Here is a 17442-nt window from a genome sequence, read left to right as displayed (position 1 = left end):
CCGACCGGGACCACGGAGCGGCTCAACGGCGGTCGGGGACGGCACGTGGCCGCGGTGTCGGCCGGTAGGCCGACGGTGTCGTCGCCCTGGCCGGGAGCAGGGCGACGACGGCGAGGGTCGTCAGCAGGTAGAGGTCCTCGACCAGGATCCCCGGGACGCCGAGGTCGTGGTGGTGGCCCGGGTCGGCCTCCGCGAACCAGATCGACGACGACGCCAGCACCAGCCCGGTGACGACGGCGAGCACCGCGGCCGCCCGGCGCCCGGTCAGCTGTTCCGGGGCCGCCGGGCGGCCCGCGGCGACGTCCACGAGGACGAGCAGCGCCGGCACCAGCCAGACGAAGTGGTGCGACCAGGCGATCGGGCTGACCAGGCAGGCGGCCAGGCCGGTGAGGGCGACGCCGGCCAGGTCGTCACCGGCGCGGGCGGCCCGCACCGCGCGGGTGAGCACCAGCGCGAGGACGGCGACCGCGAGCACCAGCCACAGCAGCCGCGGCGGCTGCGCCGGGTCGGTGAGCCGCGCCAGCGCGCCGAGCAGCGACTGGTTGGACGTCTTGTCCAGCCGGCCGACCCGCTCGGTCTGCCACAGCGTCTCGGTGAAGAACCGCCACGAGGTCGCCGGGGCGAGGGCGAACGCCAGGCCGGTCGCGACGGCCGCGGTGCCGGTCGCGACCGCCGCCGCGCGCCAGCGCCGCGTCAGCAGCAGGTACACGACGAACAGCCCGGGCGTGATCTTGAAGGCCGCGGCCAGCCCGATGCCGACGCCGGCCCACCGCCACCCGCGGCGCAGCGCGGTGACGTCGGCCAGCACCAGCGCGAGCAGCAGCAGGTTGACCTGGCCGAAGCCGATCGTCTCCCGCACCGGTTCGAGCACGAACACCACCGGCAGGGCGGCGGCGACGGTGAACGCGACCGGCCACCCGTGCCGGCGGGCCAGGGGTGCGACCAGCCACGCGGTGATCCCGGCCAGCACCAGCAGGTTGAGCCCGGCGTGCACCGCCGCGACCGCCTCGATCGACAGCAGCGTCATCGGCAGCACCGCCAGCGCCGCGAACGGCGGGTAGGTGAAGCCGTAGTCGGTGCGGCCGAACGCGTAGTCGTAGAGCGGCCGGCCCGAGCGCCACCACTCGACCGCGCCGTCGTAGACCCGCAGGTCGAACCAGTTGTGCCAGGGGTCGTTGGGACCCAGCGCCGAGGCCAGCCCGGCCAGCACCGCCAGCGCGAGGACGACGGCGACCTGCGCGGCGACCCGCCACCCGGCCCCCGGACGGCCGACGGGTGCCACGTCCCTCAGCGCGGCCCGCTCAGCGCCGGAGCAGCAGCTCGGCGATCTGGACGGTGTTGAGCGCCGCGCCCTTGCGCAGGTTGTCGTTGCTGACGAACAGCACCAGACCGCGGTCGTCGTCGACGCTCCGGTCCTGCCGGATGCGCCCGACGTAGCTGGGGTCCTGCCCGGCGGCCTGCAGCGGCGTCGGCACGTCGGTGAGCTGCACGCCGGGCGCCCCGGTGAGCAGCTCGGTGGCGCGGGCGACCGGCAGCGGCCGGGCGAACTCGACGTTGAGCGACAGCGAGTGCCCGGTGAAGACCGGCACGCGCACGCAGGTGCCCGAGACCCGCAGGTCGGGGATGCCGAGGATCTTGCGGCTCTCGTTGCGGAGCTTCTGCTCCTCGTCGGTCTCCAGCGAGCCGTCGTCGACGACGCTCCCCGCCAGCGGCAGCACGTTGAACGCGATCGGGCGCACGTACTTCTGCGGCTCGGGGAAGGCCACCGCCGCGCCGTCGTGGGTGAGCTCGGCGGCCTTGTCGGCGACCGCCCGCACCTGCCCGTCGAGCTCCTCGACGCCGGCCAGGCCGCTGCCGGAGACCGCCTGGTAGGTGCTCGCGACCAGCCGGACCAGCTGCGCCTCGTCGTGCAGCGGCTTGAGCACCGGCATCGCGGCCATCGTGGTGCAGTTCGGGTTGGCGACGATCCCCTTGGGGATCTCGGCCAGCGCGTGCGGGTTGACCTCGGCGACGACGAGCGGCACGTCGGGGTCCCGGCGCCACGCGGAGCTGTTGTCGACGACGGTCACGCCGGCCTCGGCGAACCGCGGCGCCTGCGCCCGCGAGGTGCTCGCGCCCGCGGAGAACAGGGCGACGTCGAGCCCGGTGGGGTCGGCGGTGGCGGCGTCCTCGACGGTGATCTCGCCGTCGCCCCAGGGCAGGGTGCTGCCGGCGCTGCGGGCACTCGCGAAGTACCGCAGCTCGGCGAGCGGGAACTGCCGCTCGGCGAGGATCCGGCGCATGACGGCGCCGACCTGGCCGGTGGCGCCGACGATCCCGACGCGCAGGCCGTCGCGCTTGAAGGTGCTCATCGTCCGGTCCCTCCGTAGACCACGGCCTCCTCCTCGTCGGAGCCGAGGTCGAAGGCGTCGTGCACCGCGCGGACGGCGAGGTCGACGTCGCTGTCGCGGCAGACCACGGAGATGCGGATCTCCGAGGTGCTGATGAGCTCGAGGTTGACGCCGGCGTCGGCCAGGGCGCCGAAGAAGCGGGCCGAGACGCCGGGGTGGCTGCGCATGCCGGCGCCGACCAGGCTGACCTTGCCGATGTGCTGGTCGAAGCGGACGTCGCTGTAGCCGACGGTGTGCTTGACCTTCTCCAGCGCGGCGATCGCGGCCGGGCCGTCGCTCTTGGGCAGCGTGAAGGAGATGTCGGCGAGCTTGCTGGCCTCGGCCGACACGTTCTGCACGATCATGTCGATGTTGATCTCGGCGTCGGCGAGCACGCGGAAGATCTGCGCGGCCTCGCCCGGCCGGTCCGGCACGCCGTAGACGGTGATCTTGCCCTCGCTGCGGTCGTGCGCGACGCCGGTGATGATCGCCTGTTCCACGCTGAGGTCCTCCATCGAGCCGGTCACCACGGTGCCGGGGAGCTGTGAGTAGGAGCTGCGGACGTGCACCGGGATGCCGTAGCGGCGGGCGTACTCGACGCAGCGGAGCATGAGCACCTTCGCGCCGGAGGCCGCCAGCTCGAGCATCTCCTCGTAGGTGACCGTCTCCAGCCGGCGGGCGTTGGGGACGATCCGCGGGTCGGCGGTGAACACGCCGTCGACGTCGGTGTAGATCTCGCAGACGTCGGCCTGCAGGGCCGCGGCGACGGCGACGGCGGTGGTGTCCGACCCGCCGCGGCCGAGCGTGGTGACGTCCTTGGTGTCCTGGCTGACGCCCTGGAAGCCGGCGACGATGACGACCGAGCCCTCGTCGAGCGCGGAGCGCAGCCGGCCGGGCGTGACGTCGATGATCCGCGCCTTGCCGTGGCTGGAGGTCGTGATCACCCCGGCCTGCGAGCCGGTGAACGAGCGGGCCTCGTAGCCGTGCGTGCTGATCGCGATGGCCAGCAGCGCCATGGAGATGCGCTCGCCCGCGGTGAGCAGCATGTCCAGCTCGCGGCCGGGCGGTTCGTCGGTGATCTGCGCGGCCTGGTCGAGCAGCTCGTCGGTGGTGTCGCCCATCGCCGAGACCACGACGACGACGTCGTTGCCGGCCTTCTTCTCCGCGACGATGCGCTCCGCGACGCGCTTGATGTGGGCGGCGGAGGCCACGGAGGAGCCACCGTACTTCTGCACGACGAGGGCCACGGGTCCACAGGCTACCGATGCCGGCCTCCTCCCCCGTGAATCAGCCCGGCGCGGTCCCGTTGCGTCCCGCCGCCGCGGGCGATGTGATCACCGGGTGACCGCTCCCGAGGACTGGCTGCTCAGCGCCGAGGAGCGAGGTAACACGGCCACGGAGCTACCGGCCTGGACCGAGGGCAACCTCGCCGTGCCGCTGGTGCACGGCGCCACCTACTTCGACCGGCTGGTCGAGTGCGTCGAGGGGCTCGACGAGGGCGACCACCTGTTCTTCACCGACTGGCGCGGCGACCCCGACGAGGAGCTGCGCCCCGGTGGGCCGACCGTCGCCCAGCTGTTCACCGAGGCGGTGCGCCGCGGGGTGACCGTGCGCGGTCTGGTCTGGCGCTCGCACGTGGACTGGCTGTCGTTCAGCGCCCGCGAGAACCGGGCCCTGGACCGCGAGGTCGAGGACGGCGGCGGCCTGGTGGTGCTCGACCAGCGGGTGCGCCGCGGGGGCAGCCACCACCAGAAGCTCGTCGTCTGCCGGCACGACCAGGACCCGACCAAGGACACCGCCTTCGTCGGCGGGATCGACCTGTGCCACAGCCGCCGCGACGACGCCGACCACCGCGGCGACCCGCAGACGCTGCCGATGGCCGCGGCGTACGGCCCCACCCCGCCCTGGCACGACGTGCAGCTGATGGTCCGGGGTCCGGCGGTCGCGGCCCTGGACACGGTGTTCCGCGAGCGGTGGGACGACCCCACCGACCCCGACGAGGGCAACCCGATCGCGCACGTCGTCGACCGGTTCCGCCGGGGCCGCATGTTCGCCGACCCGCTGCCGCCACAGCTGCCGGCCCCGCCGCCGACGGGACCGCACCTGGTGCAGAACCTGCGGACCTACCCGGCGATCCGGCCGCGTTACGACTTCGCCCCCGACGGCGAGCGGTCGGTCGCCCGCGGCTACTCCAAGGCGATCCGGCGGGCGCGGCGGCTGATCTACCTCGAGGACCAGTACATGTGGTCGGCCGAGGTGGCCGAGCTGTTCGCCGACGCGTTGCGCCAGCACTCCGACCTGCACCTGGTCGTCGTCGTGCCGCGGGTGCCCGACCAGGACGGCGCGATCGCCCAGCGGCCGCAGTACGTGGGCCGCTGGCAGGCGATCGAGATGTGCCGCCGGGCCGGCCGGGACCGGGTGCACGTGTACGACGTCGAGAACCACGAGGGGACGCCGGTCTACGTGCACGCGAAGGTCTGCGTGGTCGACGACGTGTGGGCCAGCGTGGGCAGCGACAACTTCAACCGCCGCTCCTGGACCCACGACAGCGAGCTGTCCTCGGCCGTCCTCGACACCACGCTCGACCCCCGCGAGCCGCGCGACCCGGCCGGCACCGGCGACGGCGCCCGGACCTTCGCCCGCGACCTGCGGCTGGTGCTCGCCCGCGAGCACACCGACCGGGCCGAGGACGGCAGCGAGGACGCCGACCTGCTCGACCCGGCCTCGTGCGTCGCGACCCTCGACGCCTCGGCCGACGCGCTCGACGCCTGGTACGACGGCGGCCGCCACGGCCCCCGCCCGCGCGGCCGGCTGCGCCACCACCGCCCCGAGCGGCTCTCGCTGACCACCCGGCTGTGGGCGACGCCGCTGTACCGCCTCGTCGACGACCCCGACGGCCGCCCGCTCCGCCTCCGCCGCCGCCGCGAGTTCTGAGCACCCGGGTCCTGAGCACGCGGACGCCCCAGCGGCCCAGCCGCCCGGTCCCGGCACGCCCTGCCCCACGAGTCCGACCGGCCGCTCCCCGGCGCACCCCACTCGCCCGTGCCGACCCGGGCAGCACCTCCTCCCGAGCGAGCTCGTGCTCTGCCCCCGCACACGGGGCAGAGCGCGAAGGGAGACGGGCACGTGTACACCACAGGAGCTCGTGCTCTGCCCCGCGTCTGTGGGCAGGGCACGAGCTTCCCCAGGTGCACCTGCCGACCCCCGCGTCTGACGCACGGGCCCAAGCTCGGCGCGTGGCCGACTTCGACCTCACCGGCGTCCTGCGACGCATCCGCAGGACCGCGGACCTGTCGCAGCGTGAGCTGGCGGGGACGGTCGGGCTGTCCAAGTCGACCATCGCGGCGATCGAGGCCGGGACGCGCGGGCTCGACGCCCGCGTGCTGGCCCGGCTGGCGGCCGTCGCGGGGCTGCGGCTGGCGCTGCTGGACGCCGAGGGGCGGGAGGTGGCGCCGATGGACGGCGCGGCGGTCCGGGACGAGGGCGACCGGCACTTCCCGGCGCACCTCGACACCCGGCACGGCGACGACGGCTGGTGGCACGGGCCGCACCGGTACGACCGCACGCCGGTCACCTACACGTTCACCCGCGACCGGTGGAGCAGGGACGAACGCCGCCGGAGATGCGGGACGCCGGAGGACCACCAGCTCCCCCGGCCCGGGGACGGCCTGGCCGACCGGGCCGCAGCCCGGCGGGCGGCCGCGGAGAGGGCCCGCGCGGAGGACCTGGAACGCCGGCGGGCCGCCGGGCTGCTCCCGCCGCCCCCGCCGGAGTTCCGCTGCGTCTGCCCTCCGGCCTGCGACGACCTGCTGCTCGACGAGCTCCCGCCGGCACCGGGACGGCCGGCGCCGCCTGCACCGCACGCGCCGGACTGCGCGTGTGGCTGCGACCTCGGCTGACCCGCTGCTACCGTGGGCTCCGTGCGCGGCAGCCTCCTGCTTACCCGCCGCGGCGAGGCCTCCTCCTAGGTCGGCTCCCTCGCCGCGGAGATCCTGCCGTGGTCGATGACGTCCCGGTGCCCGCTGACCGCCCCCCAGGAGCGACAGTCCAGCCCGCGCCAGAGGAGTCATCCCACCGTGACCAGCCCGCAGCACCCGCACGCCCGCAACCCCCAGCGCCCCTCGGGGATGCCGATCTCCCGCTACGCCCCGTTCCAGCCGGTCGACCTGCCCGACCGCACCTGGCCGGAGAAGGTCACCACGGTGGCCCCGCGCTGGTGCGCCGTCGACCTGCGTGACGGCAACCAGGCCCTGATCGACCCGATGAGCCCCGACCGCAAGCGCCGGATGTTCGAGTTGCTGGTGCGGATGGGCTACAAGGAGATCGAGGTCGGCTTCCCGGCGGCCAGCCAGACCGACTACGACTTCGTCCGCCAGCTCGTCGAGGACGACCTGGTACCCGACGACGTCACGATCCAGGTCCTCACGCAGGCCCGGGACGAGCTGATCGAGCGCACCTTCGAGTCGCTGCGCGGCGCCGAGCAGGCGATCGTCCACCTCTACAACTCGACCAGCACGCTGCAGCGCCGCGTCGTCTTCGACAGCGACCGCGCCGGCATCGTCGACATCGCCGTCCACGGCGCCCAGCTGGTGCGCAAGCTGGCCGAGCAGGCCGGCGACACCGAGATCCGGTTCGAGTACAGCCCCGAGTCCTTCACCGGCACCGAGCTGGACTTCGCCGTCGAGATCTGCAACGCCGTCACCGACGTCTGGGAGCCGACCCCCGACCGGCCGACCATCCTCAACCTCCCGGCGACCGTCGAGATGGCCGAGCCGACCGTCTACGCCGACCAGGTCGAGTGGATGCACCGCAACCTGGGCCGCCGCGACGCCGTCGTGCTGAGCCTGCACCCGCACAACGACCGCGGGACCGCCGTCGCCGCCGCCGAGCTGGGCTACCGCGCCGGCGCCGACCGCATCGAGGGCTGCCTGTTCGGCAACGGCGAGCGCACCGGCAACGTCGACCTGGTCACCCTGGGCCTGAACCTGTTCAGCCAGGGCATCGACCCGCAGATCGACTTCTCCGACATCGACGACATCCGCCGCACCGTCGAGTACTGCAACCAGCTCGGCGTGCACGAGCGGCACCCCTACGGCGGCGACCTGGTCTACACCGCCTTCTCCGGCTCCCACCAGGACGCCATCAACAAGGGCTTCAAGGCCCTCGAGGCCGACGCGGCCGCCGCCGGGACGCCGGTCGAGCAGATGCCGTGGGCGGTGCCGTACCTGCCGATCGACCCCAAGGACGTCGGCCGCAGCTACGAGGCGGTCATCCGGGTCAACAGCCAGTCCGGCAAGGGCGGCGTGGCCTACGTCATGAAGACCGAGAACCACCTCGACCTGCCCCGGCGGCTGCAGATCGAGTTCAGCGGCGTCGTCCAGCGGCACACGGACGACGAGGGCGGGGAGGTCACCGCCCAGCAGATGTGGGCCGCGTTCACCAGCGAGTACCTGCCCGACCCCGACGCCCCGTGGGGCCGGTTCGCCCTCACCGGCCACCGGCACACCGCCCACGGCGAGCAGCTCGACGAGATGGTGGTCGAGCTGACCGCCGACGGCGTACCGGTCACCGTGCAGGGCCGCGGCAACGGTCCGATCGCCGCGTTCGTCGACGCGCTGAAGACCCTCGACGTCGACGTCCGGGTCCTGGACTACGCCGAGCACGCGCTGTCCGCCGGTGGCGACGCCCGCGCCGCCGCCTACGTCGAGTGCGCCGTCGGCGAGCGCGTGCTGTGGGGCGTGGGCATCGACCCGAACATCGTCAGCGCCTCGCTGCGTGCCGTCGTCTCGGCGGTCAACCGGGCCCTGCGCTGAGGACCCCGGGGCTCCGTGGCGTCAGTCGCCGCGGAGCCCCGGGTCCGCGTCCCGGCCGGCGTGCTCGGCCACCTCGTCGACCACCAGCAGGTCCCGGCGCACGTGCCGGCGGCGGTAGGCGATCCGGCTGACCATGTGCGCCGACAGCGGCGCGGTCAGCACCTGCAGCATCGCCACCAGCAGCAGGGCCGACATCGCGGGCGTCCCGGCCAGCCTGATCGCCCCGCCGACCAGCACCAGCAGTAACCCGGTGACCTGCGGCTTCGTGGCCGCGTGCAGGCGGGTCAGCACGTCCGGGAAGTGCAGCAGCCCGAGTCCCGCGGTGAAGGCGAGGAACGACCCGAGCAGCAGGCAGACGGTCGCGACGACGTCGAGGACGGCGTTCACGGCCGCTCCTCCCCCACCGGGTCCTCGCCCGGGGGTCGGTCGAGCACCATGCCGCCGACGTAGCGGACCACCGCGATCGCGCCGATGTAGCCCAGCAGCGCCACGACGACGAGCACCGGCACCGCCGACGCGTCGCGGGACAGCGCCACGTGCACGCCGAGCCCGCCGGCCACGATCACCAGCATCGCGTCGCCGGCCACGACCCGGTCCAGCAGCGACGGGCCGCGGACCAGCCGCACCAGCGCGAGCAGCGCCCCCGCCCCGAGGAAGGCGAACGCCACGACGGCCACCCCGCTCACCGCGCCACCTCCGCAGGCTCCGCGTCCAGCGCGGCGCGCTCGCGGGACCGGCCGAACGCCCGCACCACCCGGTCCTCCATGGCCAGCACGCCCGCGCGCTGGCGCTCGAGGTCGTCGCGGTCGCGGACCTCGAGCAGGTGGACGGCGAGCACCCGGTGCTCGCGGTCCAGGTCGAGCACCACCGACCCGGGCACCAGGCTGAGCGCCTCGCTGGTGACCGCGAGCAGCAGGTCGGAGTCGGTGCGCAGCTGCACCCGGATGACGGCACTGCGCAGCGGCGGGCCCGGCCGCAGCGCGCGCCAGGCCACCTGCGCGCTGGAGACGGCGAGGTCGACGGCGAACACCGCGAGGAAGCGCAGCAGCGCGAGCGGACGGATCCGGACGTTCTCCACCACCGCCGGCAGCGGCACCACCCGGGTGACCAGGACGGCGACCAGCACGCCGCCCAGCACGTTCGCCCACGACCAGGTGCCCCACAACAGCACCCAGACCAGGACCAGCCAGACCAGCGCGGGCAGCTGGCGCAGCAGGTGGCGGGCGCGGTCGGTCACCGCTCCCCCTCGACGGCCGAGCGGTAGGGCCCGCGGTCGAGCAGGTCGGTGGCGGCGCGGTCGGCCAGGCCGTAGAGCGGGCCGGCCAGCACGGTGAGGGCGACGGTCAGCGCCACCAGCGCCGTCGTCGCGCCGACCAGCAGGCGCGGCAGCCGCTCCGCGGGCTCGCCCGGGTGCTCGTCGGGCTCCTCGGGCCCCTCGGACGCCGTCGCCACGGCCACCTGGCGCTGCCATGCCGACGACGGCCGGGCGACGCCGTTCCCCGAGGGGCGGGCCCCGGCCGGGCGCGGCCCCGCGTCCGCCGCCGCGGCGGTCGCGGTGTCGGCGCCGGGCTCCTGCGCCCGCGGCCGCCAGAAGGCGCGGGTCCACACCCGGGCCACCGCCAGCAGGGTGAGCAGGCTGGTCACCAGCCCGGCGCCGACCAGCACCAGCGCCAGGGGGCGGCCGTCGGCGACCCCCGCCTGCACCAGCCCCAGCTTGCCGAGGAACCCCGACAGCGGCGGGATGCCGGCCAGGTTCAGCGCCGGCAGCAGGTACAGCACCGCGAGCAGCGGGGAGGCGGCGGCCAGGCCGCCGAGCCGGCGGATCGACGTCGACCCGCCGGTGCGCTCGACCAGCCCGGCGACGAGGAACAGCGTGGTCTGGACGACGATGTGGTGGACGACGTAGAAGACCGCGGCGGTCAGCCCGGCGACGCTGCCCAGCGCGATGCCGAACACCAGGTAGCCGATGTGGCTGACCAGCGTGAAGGACAGGATCCGGCGCAGGTCGGTCTGCGCGACCGCACCGAGGATGCCGACGACCAGCGTGGCCAGCGCCGCCGCCATCAGCAGGGTGTCCAGCGCGCCGTCGGGGAACAGCAGCGTCTGCGTGCGGATGATCGCGTAGACGCCGACCTTGGTGAGCAGCCCGGCGAACACCGCGGTCACCGGCGCCGGAGCGGTCGGGTAGCTGTCGGGCAGCCACGCCGAGAGCGGGAAGACGGCGGCCTTGATGCCGAAGGCGATGAGCAGCAGCGCGTGCAGCAGCGTGCGGGTGCCCTCGGGGACCTCGGCCAGCCGCACCGACAGGTCGGCCATGTCCACGGTGCCGGTGGCCGCGTACACCAGGCCGATCGCGGCGAGGAACAGCAGCGACCCGACCAGGCTGACCACGACGTAGGTGATCCCGCCGCGCACCCGCGGCGCGGACCCGCCGAGGGTGATGAGCACGTAGCTGGCGGTCAGCAGCACCTCGAAGCCGACGTAGAGGTTGAACAGGTCGCCGGAGAGGAACGCGAACCCGACGCCGGCCATGAGCACCAGGAACGTCGGGTGGAAGATCGACACCGGCGCCTGCTCCCCGCCGTCGGCGGCGCCCTGGCCGACGGCGAACAGCAGCACCCCGAGGCCCACGGTGTGCGCCACCACCAGCATCAGCGCCGACAGCCGGTCGACGACCAGAGAGATCGCCTGCGGCACCGGCCAGTCGCCGACCGCCACCGCGACCGCCCCCGACCGGTCGGCGAGGACCAGCAGGGTCGCGGACACGCCCAGGACCGCGGCGAGCACCGCGACGCTGAGCGTCCGCTGGGTCCGCGTGTGGCGGCTGAGCAGCAGCGAGACGGCGGCGCCCAGCAGCGGCAGGACCACCGGCAGCGGCGCGAGGACCCGGATCACCGCGACCGCCGTCGCGCCGGGGGCAGGTCGACGTCGTCCGCGGGGGTGCCCGGCGGCGGCTGCACGCGGCGCCGGGGCGGCTCGGCGTGGAAGGGCCGCCGGTCCTCGGCGGCGAGCCGGTCCGGGTCCATCTCGTCGGGGTCCTCGCGGCCGGAGCGACGGCCCTCGCGGGTGGCCAGCCGGCGGTCCTCCTCGTCGGCCTCCACCGCCTCCTGGCGGGCCAGCCGCCACGAGCGGTGGATCACCGCGAGCAGGAACGCCGAGACGCCGAAGGTGATGACGATCGAGGTGAGCACGAACGCCTGCGGCAGCGGGTCGGCGGTGTCGCCGTCGCCGCGGCCGAGCAGCGGCGCGCTCCCGGCCGGGCCCGCGGCGCTGATCAGCAGCAGGTTGGTGGCGTTGCCCAGCAGCAGGAAGCCGAGCAGCACCCGGGTGAGGCTGCGGTCGAGCAGCAGGAAGACCCCGGCGGCGTACAGGCCGCCGATGACCACGGGCAGGACGACGGTCGGCGTCACCGCGCCACCACCTCCCCCGGCGCGATCTCGACCGGGTCGTCCTCGTCCTCCTGGCGGTCGAGCTCGGCGCCGAGGCTGCGCAGCACGTCGAGCACCAGGCCGACGACGACCAGGTAGACGCCGACGTCGAAGAACAGGGGCGAGACGAGCTTGACGTCGCCGAGGACGGGCAGCGTCCACTCCCAGTAGGTGGACTCCAGCTCCTGCCCGCCCAGCAGGAGCGCGGCGACGCCGGTGCCGCCGGCCAGCAGCAGGCCCGCGCCGAGCAGCCGGCCGGGGTCCAGGGGAGCCGCCTCGCCGAGCTCGTAGCGGCCGCCGGCCAGGTAGCGCAGCACCAGCGCGAGCCCCGCGACCAGGCCGCCGGCGAACCCTCCGCCGGGCTGGTTGTGGCCGGCGAACAGCAGGTACAGCGAGAAGACCAGGACGGTGTGGAACAGCATCCGGACGACGACCTCGAGCACCACCGACCGGCGCCGCGGGTCGAGCGTGGCGCCGGCGGCCAGCCACTCCCCGACCGGCGCCCGCCGGGACGGCCCGGCGGCCTGGTCCTCGCGCTCGGCCCGCTCGATCGCCCCGCTGCGCCGCCGCAGGAAGACCAGGCTGGCCACGCCGGTGGCGGCGACGATGAGCACCGAGATCTCCCCGAAGGTGTCCCAGGCGCGGATGTCGACCAGGGTCACGTTGACGACGTTGTCCCCCTCCGCCTCCTCGGCGAGCCGGGCGTACTCGTCGGACACCGGCGGCGCGTCGCGGGCGGCCAGCGCCACGGCGGAGACCGCGCCCATCAGCAGGCCGACGCCGACGGCGAGCAGGCCGCGGCCGGTGCGCTCCCGGCGGCGGTGCCGCTCGGACACGTCCTTGGGCAGCTTCCGCAGCACCAGGACGAACACCACGATCGTGACCGTCTCGACGAGGAACTGGGTGAGCGCGAGGTCCGGCGCACCGGCGATCACGAAGAACACCGCCAGCCCGTAGCCGGTGACGCCGACGACCAGCGCCGCCGAGAGCCGCTGGCGCACCCGCACCGCCATCGCCGCGGCGAGCAGCACGACGACGCCGACCAGCACCTGGACGGGGGTGTCCCAGGCCCGCCACTGCGCCGGCCGCTCCGCGACGGTGGTGAGCAACGCGCCCGGCAGCAGGACGACCGCGGTGAGGATGGTGCCGAGGTAGGCCGGCAGCGACCCGCGCTGCGTCGTCCCGGTGACGAGGACGGCGAGCCGGTCGACGCCCTGCAGCACGTTCCAGTAACCCTCGTCGGCCGACGCCCGGACCGTGAGCCGCCGCTGCACCCGGGCCACCGCCGCGCGCCCCACGAACAGCGCCGCACCGCCGAGCAGGGTGAGCGCCGACAGGGCCAGGGCCGGCTGGAGCCCGTGCCACAGCGCGAGCTCCTCCACCTCCGGGGCGTAGGTGGACAGCTCGTCGGCGTAGCGGCCGACGACCGGCTCGAGGCCCTTGGCGAGGACGCCACCCGCGAGGCCGAGGACGGCGAGGACGACCGGGGCGGCGAGGAACAGCGGCCCCGGCGGGTGCGCCACCTCGGTGGCCGGGCGGCCGGGCTTCGCCGCGAACGCGCCCCACAGGAAGCGCAGCGTGTAGCCGACGGTGAGCACCGACCCGAGCACCAGACCGGCGAGGACCAGCAGCGCGGCGGTGCGGCCGGGCAGGCCGCCGTCGAGCAGCGCGGTGAACGCCGCCTCCTTGCCGACGAAGCCGAGCAGCGGCGGCAGCCCGGCCATCGACGCCGCGGCCAGGCCGGCGACGGCGGCGACCACCGGCATCCGGCGGCCGAGGCCGGACAACTCCCGCAGGTCGCGGGTGCCGGTGGCGTGGTCGACGACGCCGACGGTGAGGAACAGCGTGGACTTGAACAGCCCGTGGGCGAGCACCATGGCCAGCCCGGCGCGGGCGAGCTCAGCGCTGCCGGCGCCGACCAGCGTGGTGAGGAACCCGAGCTGGCTGACCGTGCCGAAGGCGAGCAGCAGCTTGAGGTCGGACTGGCGCAGCGCCCGGTAGCCGCCGACCAGCATCGTGGCCACACCCAGGCCGAGCACCAGCGGCCGCCAGCCGGGCAGGTCCGCGACGCCGGGCGCCAGGCGCGCGACCAGGTAGACGCCGGCCTTCACCATGGCCGCCGCGTGCAGGTAGGCGCTCACCGGCGTCGGCGCCTCCATGGCCGCCGGCAGCCAGAAGTGGAACGGCACCAGCGCGGACTTGGTCACCGCGCCGGCCAGCACGAGCAGCACCCCGGCGACGACGGCCGGCCCGCTGCCGGGGTCGGCGACGATCGCCGACAGCCGCGACGTGCCCGCGGCGTGCGCCAGCACGACCAGCCCGGCCAGCATCGCCAGGCCGCCGGCGGTGGTGAGCACCAGCGCCTGGCTGGCCGCCCGCCGCGCCGCCAGCGACCTCCCCGACCCGCCGATGAGCAGGAAGGAGAAGACCGTCGTCAGCTCCCAGGCGCCGTACAGCAGGTAGACGTCGTCGGCGAGGACCAGCGCCAGCATGGAGCCGGCGAAGGCGGTCAGGCAGCCGGCCAGCCGACCGGTGCCCTCGTCGTCCGGCTCCACGTAGCGGCTGCAGTAGAGGAGCACCAGCGCCCCGACGCCGGTGACCAGCCCGGCGAACACGAGGGCGAGCGGGTCCAGCCGCAGCGCGACCGACAGGTCGAGCTCCGGCACCCAGGGCACGGTCTCGCGGACGTCGCCGCCGGACGCGACCGCCGACAGCTGCGCGAGCGTCCAGGCCAGCCCGGCCGCGGGCACCAGCGCGAGGGCGAGGAAGGCGTTGCGTCCCCACCACCGCACCAGCACCGGCGCCGCCAGGGCGGCCACCAGGTGCGCGAGCAGCAGTGCGATCACGGGGCTCCCGGGTCGGCGGCGGAGGGGAGCACGCGACGACGGCGGTGCGGCGGCGTCGCCCCCTCGTGGGGGTACCGCCGCTCCCGCGCCGGGAAACCGACGGCGGGGAGGACCGGGTCACCTACCCGGCGTCACCAGCCCCGACTCGTAGGCGAAGGCCACCGCCTGCACCCGGTCGCGCAGGCCCAGCTTCAGCAGCACCCGGCTGACGTGCGTCTTCACCGTCGCCTCGCCGAGGTACAGCCGCGCGGCGATCTCGGCGTTGGACAGCCCGGCCGCGACCAGCGCCAGGACGTCGGTCTCCCGCTCGGTCAGCCGGGCGAGCTCGGCGGCGCGGCCGGGGTCGGGCGCGGGCGCGGCGGCGAAGGACCGGATCACCCGCAGCGTCACCGCCGGGTCGAGCAGCCCCTGCCCGGCGGCCACGGTGCGCACCGCGGCGACCAGGTCCTCGGGCGGGGCCACCTTGAGCAGGAACCCGCTGACCCCGGCGCGCAGCGCGGCGGCCACGTACTCGTCCTCGTCGAAGGTGGTGAGGACGACGACGCGCGTGGGCAGGCCGGCCTCGGCGATCCGCCGCGCGGCCTCCAGCCCGTCCATGCCGGGCATCCGGACGTCGAGCAGCACCACGTCGGGCGCGAGCTCGGTGACCACCCGGACGCCGCCGGCGCCGTCGCCGGCCTCCCCGACCACCTCGATGTCGGGCTCGGCGGCGAGGACCATCCGCAGGCCGGTGCGGATCATCGACTGGTCGTCGACCAGCACCACCCGGATCGTCACGCGCCCACCGCCGCGGGCGCGCTCGCCGGTGCGGGCACCGGGAAGCCGGCCCGGACCCGGTAGCCGCCGCGGACCGGCCCCACCGAGAGGTCGCCGCCGGCCACGGCCACCCGCTCGCGCATGTGCACCTGGCCGTGGCCGCCGGTGCCGGGGGCCGGCGGCGGCACGGGGACCCGCGGCCGGCCGTCGTCGGTGACGGTCACGGTGACCCGGCCCGGCGTCCAGGCGACCTCGACCCGCGTGGCCGCGGCACCGGCGTGCCGGACGACGTTGGACAGCGCCTCCTGGACCACGCGGACGGCCGCGACGTCGACCAGCGGCGGCAGCTCGGCCGGCTCACCGGTGACGACGTGCTGCACCGGCATCCCGCCGGCGCGCAGCTCGGCGAGCACGGCGTCGAGCCGGGACAGCGACGGCTGCGTCGCCGGGTCCCCGCTGCCGGACTCGCGGAGGATGCCGACCACCCGGCGCATCTCGTCGACCGACTCGCGGCCGAGCCGCTCGAGGCCGAGCAGCACCTCCTGCGCCTCGGGGTGGTCGGGCAGCAGCCGGCGCAGGCCGCCCATCTGCAGCACCATCACGCTCACCGCGTGCGCCACCGAGTCGTGCACCTCGCGGGCGATGCGCGCCCGCTCGGCGACCACCGCGGCGCCGGCCACCGCCTCCTGCTGCTCGGCCAGCCGCGCGGCGAGGACCTGCAGCTCGCTGGCCCGCTCGCGCGACTGGCGCACCAGCACGCCCACCCCCCAGGCGGTCCCGGTGACGACGAGGTAGAAGACGCTCTCCCAGGTCGACGGGCCGAACACGATCCCGCTGACCACCACGACCAGCGTCGCGACGGCGGCCGCGCGCAGCCCCCGCCGCACCGGCAGCACCGCGGCGGCGTGCCCGACGAGCACCGCCATGGCGATCAGCTGGGCGCCGCCGGGACCGGGCGTCCCGAGCGCGTAGTTGCCGAGCACGCTGAGCCCGCCGGCCACCGCGGCCGCCTCGGGCCACCGGGTGCCCAGGGCCACCACCGCGCCGACGACGACGCCGGGCACCGCGGTGACCAGCGGGAAGCGGTGGGTCTCGTCGATCGCCGTCTCCACGACCGCCAGCACCGCGAGCAGCAGCCCGAGGGCCGGCCAGACCAGGCGGCGGAGGGACGGGGAGGCGGACCAGCGGGGCACGGCGAGCACGGTAGGGGCCCGCGGGGGTGCCCGGGATCCCCCGCGCGGCCGATGGACAGCCGCCGCCCCTCCCCCGCGCGGCGGAGGACGGTCGGTCCGCCGGGACGGACGTGCCGGAGGGTCGCCCGGCCGGAGAGTCCTCGCCGACGCACCGCAGCGAGCGGTGCCCCGACCGACGAGGACCGATGACCACCTCCGCGCTCCCCACCCGCACCCCCACCGCCTCCGAGGCGCGCCCGGCCCGCAGCGCCGGCTCGCTGATGCTGCCGATCGCCGGCGCCGCCCTGGTCGGCGGCTCGCTGCTCTACGTCGCCGGCCTGGCCACCTCCCCGCCGCAGGCCTCCCCGGCCGACGCCGACTACATCGCCTCCCTGGCCGCCGACGAGGGGCAGACGGCGCTGTCGGCGCTGCTGCTGCACTACGGCAACATGGCCCTCGCACTGGCCTGGCTGGCCGCCCCGGCGCTGGTCCGCGGCCGCCGCGGCCGGATCCCGACGATCGTCGGCGCCCTGCTGTCCGCGATCGGCCTGGTCACCGTGACGGGCATGGTGCTCTACGACTTCTGGACCGGCGGCATCGGCCAGGAGCTGCCCGCCGACACCGCGCTCGCGCTGTTCGAGTCGGTGCAGGGTCAGGCGGCCGTGGGCGTCGTCGGCACCGTGACGCTGTTCGGCCTGCTCGGCCCGCTGGTCGGCTACGCCGGCCTCGCGCGGGCCGGCGTGATCAGCTGGTGGCTGCTGGTCCCGGCCGTGGCCTGCCTGGTCGCGTCGGCGGCGCTCACCTTCACCCCGCTGCTGTACGCCGGCTTCGCGCTGGTCGGCGCCGTCCCCGCGTTCGTCGTCGGGGCGCGGATGGTGCAGCGCCGCCGCGCCGAGGCCGCCGTCGCCGCGTGAGCACGATCGGGTCAGCTGATCGTGCTGGGGGGGGGGGGGGGGGGGGGGGGGGGGGGGGGGGGGGGGGGGGGGGGGGGGGGGGGGGGGGGGGGGGGCGCGCCCCCGCCGCTCGGCTGGGTCGGCCGCCGGGGGAGCGATCAAGGT

15 protein-coding genes are annotated in these 17442 nt (G+C 75.5%); 4 read left to right on the top strand and 11 right to left on the bottom strand.

Annotation, left to right across the window (positions count from 1 at the left end; genetic code table 11):
* Nucleotides 1–22 precede the first annotated feature (22 nt).
* From ACI798_RS18825 to ACI798_RS18815, 3 genes are read right to left on the bottom strand one after another with little or no spacing between them, the layout of a single operon-like run.
* The gene (locus ACI798_RS18825; RefSeq protein ID WP_456942931.1) at nucleotides 23–1282 is read right to left on the bottom strand and encodes a glycosyltransferase 87 family protein; all 1260 of its coding nucleotides are present in this window, start codon (nucleotides 1280–1282) and stop codon (nucleotides 23–25) included.
* Nucleotides 1283–1301: 19 nt separating this feature from the next.
* Nucleotides 1302–2351: an aspartate-semialdehyde dehydrogenase gene (locus ACI798_RS18820; RefSeq protein WP_457048644.1), complete on the bottom strand. Its 1050-nt coding sequence runs from the start codon at nucleotides 2349–2351 to the stop codon at nucleotides 1302–1304.
* On the bottom strand, nucleotides 2348–3616 hold the full coding sequence (locus ACI798_RS18815; protein ID WP_456942929.1) for an aspartate kinase: 1269 nt from the start codon (nucleotides 3614–3616) through the stop codon (nucleotides 2348–2350). The genes ACI798_RS18820 and ACI798_RS18815 overlap by 4 nt, the downstream gene beginning before the upstream one ends.
* 94 nt (nucleotides 3617–3710) lie before the next feature.
* Between ACI798_RS18815 and ACI798_RS18810 the strand changes: the two genes are divergently transcribed.
* The 3 genes from ACI798_RS18810 (at nucleotide 3711) to leuA (ending at nucleotide 8182) form a co-directional block, all read left to right on the top strand.
* Nucleotides 3711–5303, top strand: a complete 1593-nt coding sequence (locus ACI798_RS18810) for a phospholipase D family protein (RefSeq protein ID WP_457048643.1) — start codon at nucleotides 3711–3713, stop codon at nucleotides 5301–5303.
* Nucleotides 5304–5605: 302 nt separating this feature from the next.
* Nucleotides 5606–6268, top strand: a complete 663-nt coding sequence (locus tag ACI798_RS18805) for a helix-turn-helix domain-containing protein (RefSeq protein ID WP_457048642.1) — start codon at nucleotides 5606–5608, stop codon at nucleotides 6266–6268.
* Between the two features lie 177 nt (nucleotides 6269–6445).
* Nucleotides 6446–8182, top strand: coding sequence for a 2-isopropylmalate synthase (leuA, locus tag ACI798_RS18800; RefSeq protein WP_457048641.1), 1737 nt, complete (start codon nucleotides 6446–6448; stop codon nucleotides 8180–8182).
* A 21-nt stretch (nucleotides 8183–8203) separates the two neighbouring features.
* Here leuA and mnhG read toward each other — a convergent pair whose 3' ends face one another.
* From mnhG to ACI798_RS18760, 8 genes are all read right to left on the bottom strand, one after another.
* Nucleotides 8204–8569 (bottom strand): monovalent cation/H(+) antiporter subunit G, encoded by a 366-nt coding sequence (gene mnhG, locus ACI798_RS18795; protein WP_457048640.1) that lies wholly within the window; start codon nucleotides 8567–8569, stop codon nucleotides 8204–8206.
* Nucleotides 8566–8868, bottom strand: coding sequence for a monovalent cation/H+ antiporter complex subunit F (locus ACI798_RS18790; protein ID WP_457048639.1), 303 nt, complete (start codon nucleotides 8866–8868; stop codon nucleotides 8566–8568). Before ACI798_RS18790 ends, mnhG begins: the two co-directional genes overlap by 4 nt.
* Nucleotides 8865–9419, bottom strand: coding sequence for a Na+/H+ antiporter subunit E (locus ACI798_RS18785; protein ID WP_456942923.1), 555 nt, complete (start codon nucleotides 9417–9419; stop codon nucleotides 8865–8867). Before ACI798_RS18785 ends, ACI798_RS18790 begins: the two co-directional genes overlap by 4 nt.
* Nucleotides 9416–11077, bottom strand: a complete 1662-nt coding sequence (locus ACI798_RS18780; protein ID WP_457048638.1) for a Na+/H+ antiporter subunit D — start codon at nucleotides 11075–11077, stop codon at nucleotides 9416–9418. The genes ACI798_RS18785 and ACI798_RS18780 overlap by 4 nt, the downstream gene beginning before the upstream one ends.
* A complete protein-coding gene (locus ACI798_RS18775; RefSeq protein WP_457048637.1) occupies nucleotides 11074–11592 on the bottom strand; it encodes a Na(+)/H(+) antiporter subunit C in 519 nt (172 codons plus the stop codon). Before ACI798_RS18775 ends, ACI798_RS18780 begins: the two co-directional genes overlap by 4 nt.
* Nucleotides 11589–14456, bottom strand: a complete 2868-nt coding sequence (locus ACI798_RS18770) for a Na+/H+ antiporter subunit A (RefSeq protein WP_457048636.1) — start codon at nucleotides 14454–14456, stop codon at nucleotides 11589–11591. Before ACI798_RS18770 ends, ACI798_RS18775 begins: the two co-directional genes overlap by 4 nt.
* A gap of 117 nt (nucleotides 14457–14573) precedes the next feature.
* The gene (locus ACI798_RS18765) at nucleotides 14574–15233 is read right to left on the bottom strand and encodes a response regulator (RefSeq protein WP_456942919.1); all 660 of its coding nucleotides are present in this window, start codon (nucleotides 15231–15233) and stop codon (nucleotides 14574–14576) included.
* Entirely contained in the window at nucleotides 15230–16405 is a 1176-nt protein-coding gene (locus tag ACI798_RS18760; RefSeq protein WP_457048635.1) for a sensor histidine kinase, read from the bottom strand. The genes ACI798_RS18765 and ACI798_RS18760 overlap by 4 nt, the downstream gene beginning before the upstream one ends.
* A 185-nt stretch (nucleotides 16406–16590) precedes the next feature.
* On the opposite strand from ACI798_RS18760, the gene ACI798_RS18755 reads away from it, so the two are divergent.
* On the top strand, nucleotides 16591–17298 hold the full coding sequence (locus ACI798_RS18755; RefSeq protein ID WP_457048634.1) for a hypothetical protein: 708 nt from the start codon (nucleotides 16591–16593) through the stop codon (nucleotides 17296–17298).
* The last annotated feature ends 144 nt before the right edge of the window (nucleotides 17299–17442 follow it).

It is taken from the genome of Geodermatophilus sp. SYSU D01045, from assembly GCF_054050295.1.
Note: the sequence above shows the minus strand (reverse complement) of the source record. Positions and strands in the feature narration are given on the sequence as shown.

Coding starts and splice junctions, on each gene's coding strand:
- ACI798_RS18820 (WP_457048644.1), bottom strand. CDS start 2,351: ATGAGCACCTTCAAGCGCGACGGCCTGCGCGTCGGGATCGTCGGCGCC.
- ACI798_RS18755 (WP_457048634.1), top strand. CDS start 16,591: ATGACCACCTCCGCGCTCCCCACCCGCACCCCCACCGCCTCCGAGGCG.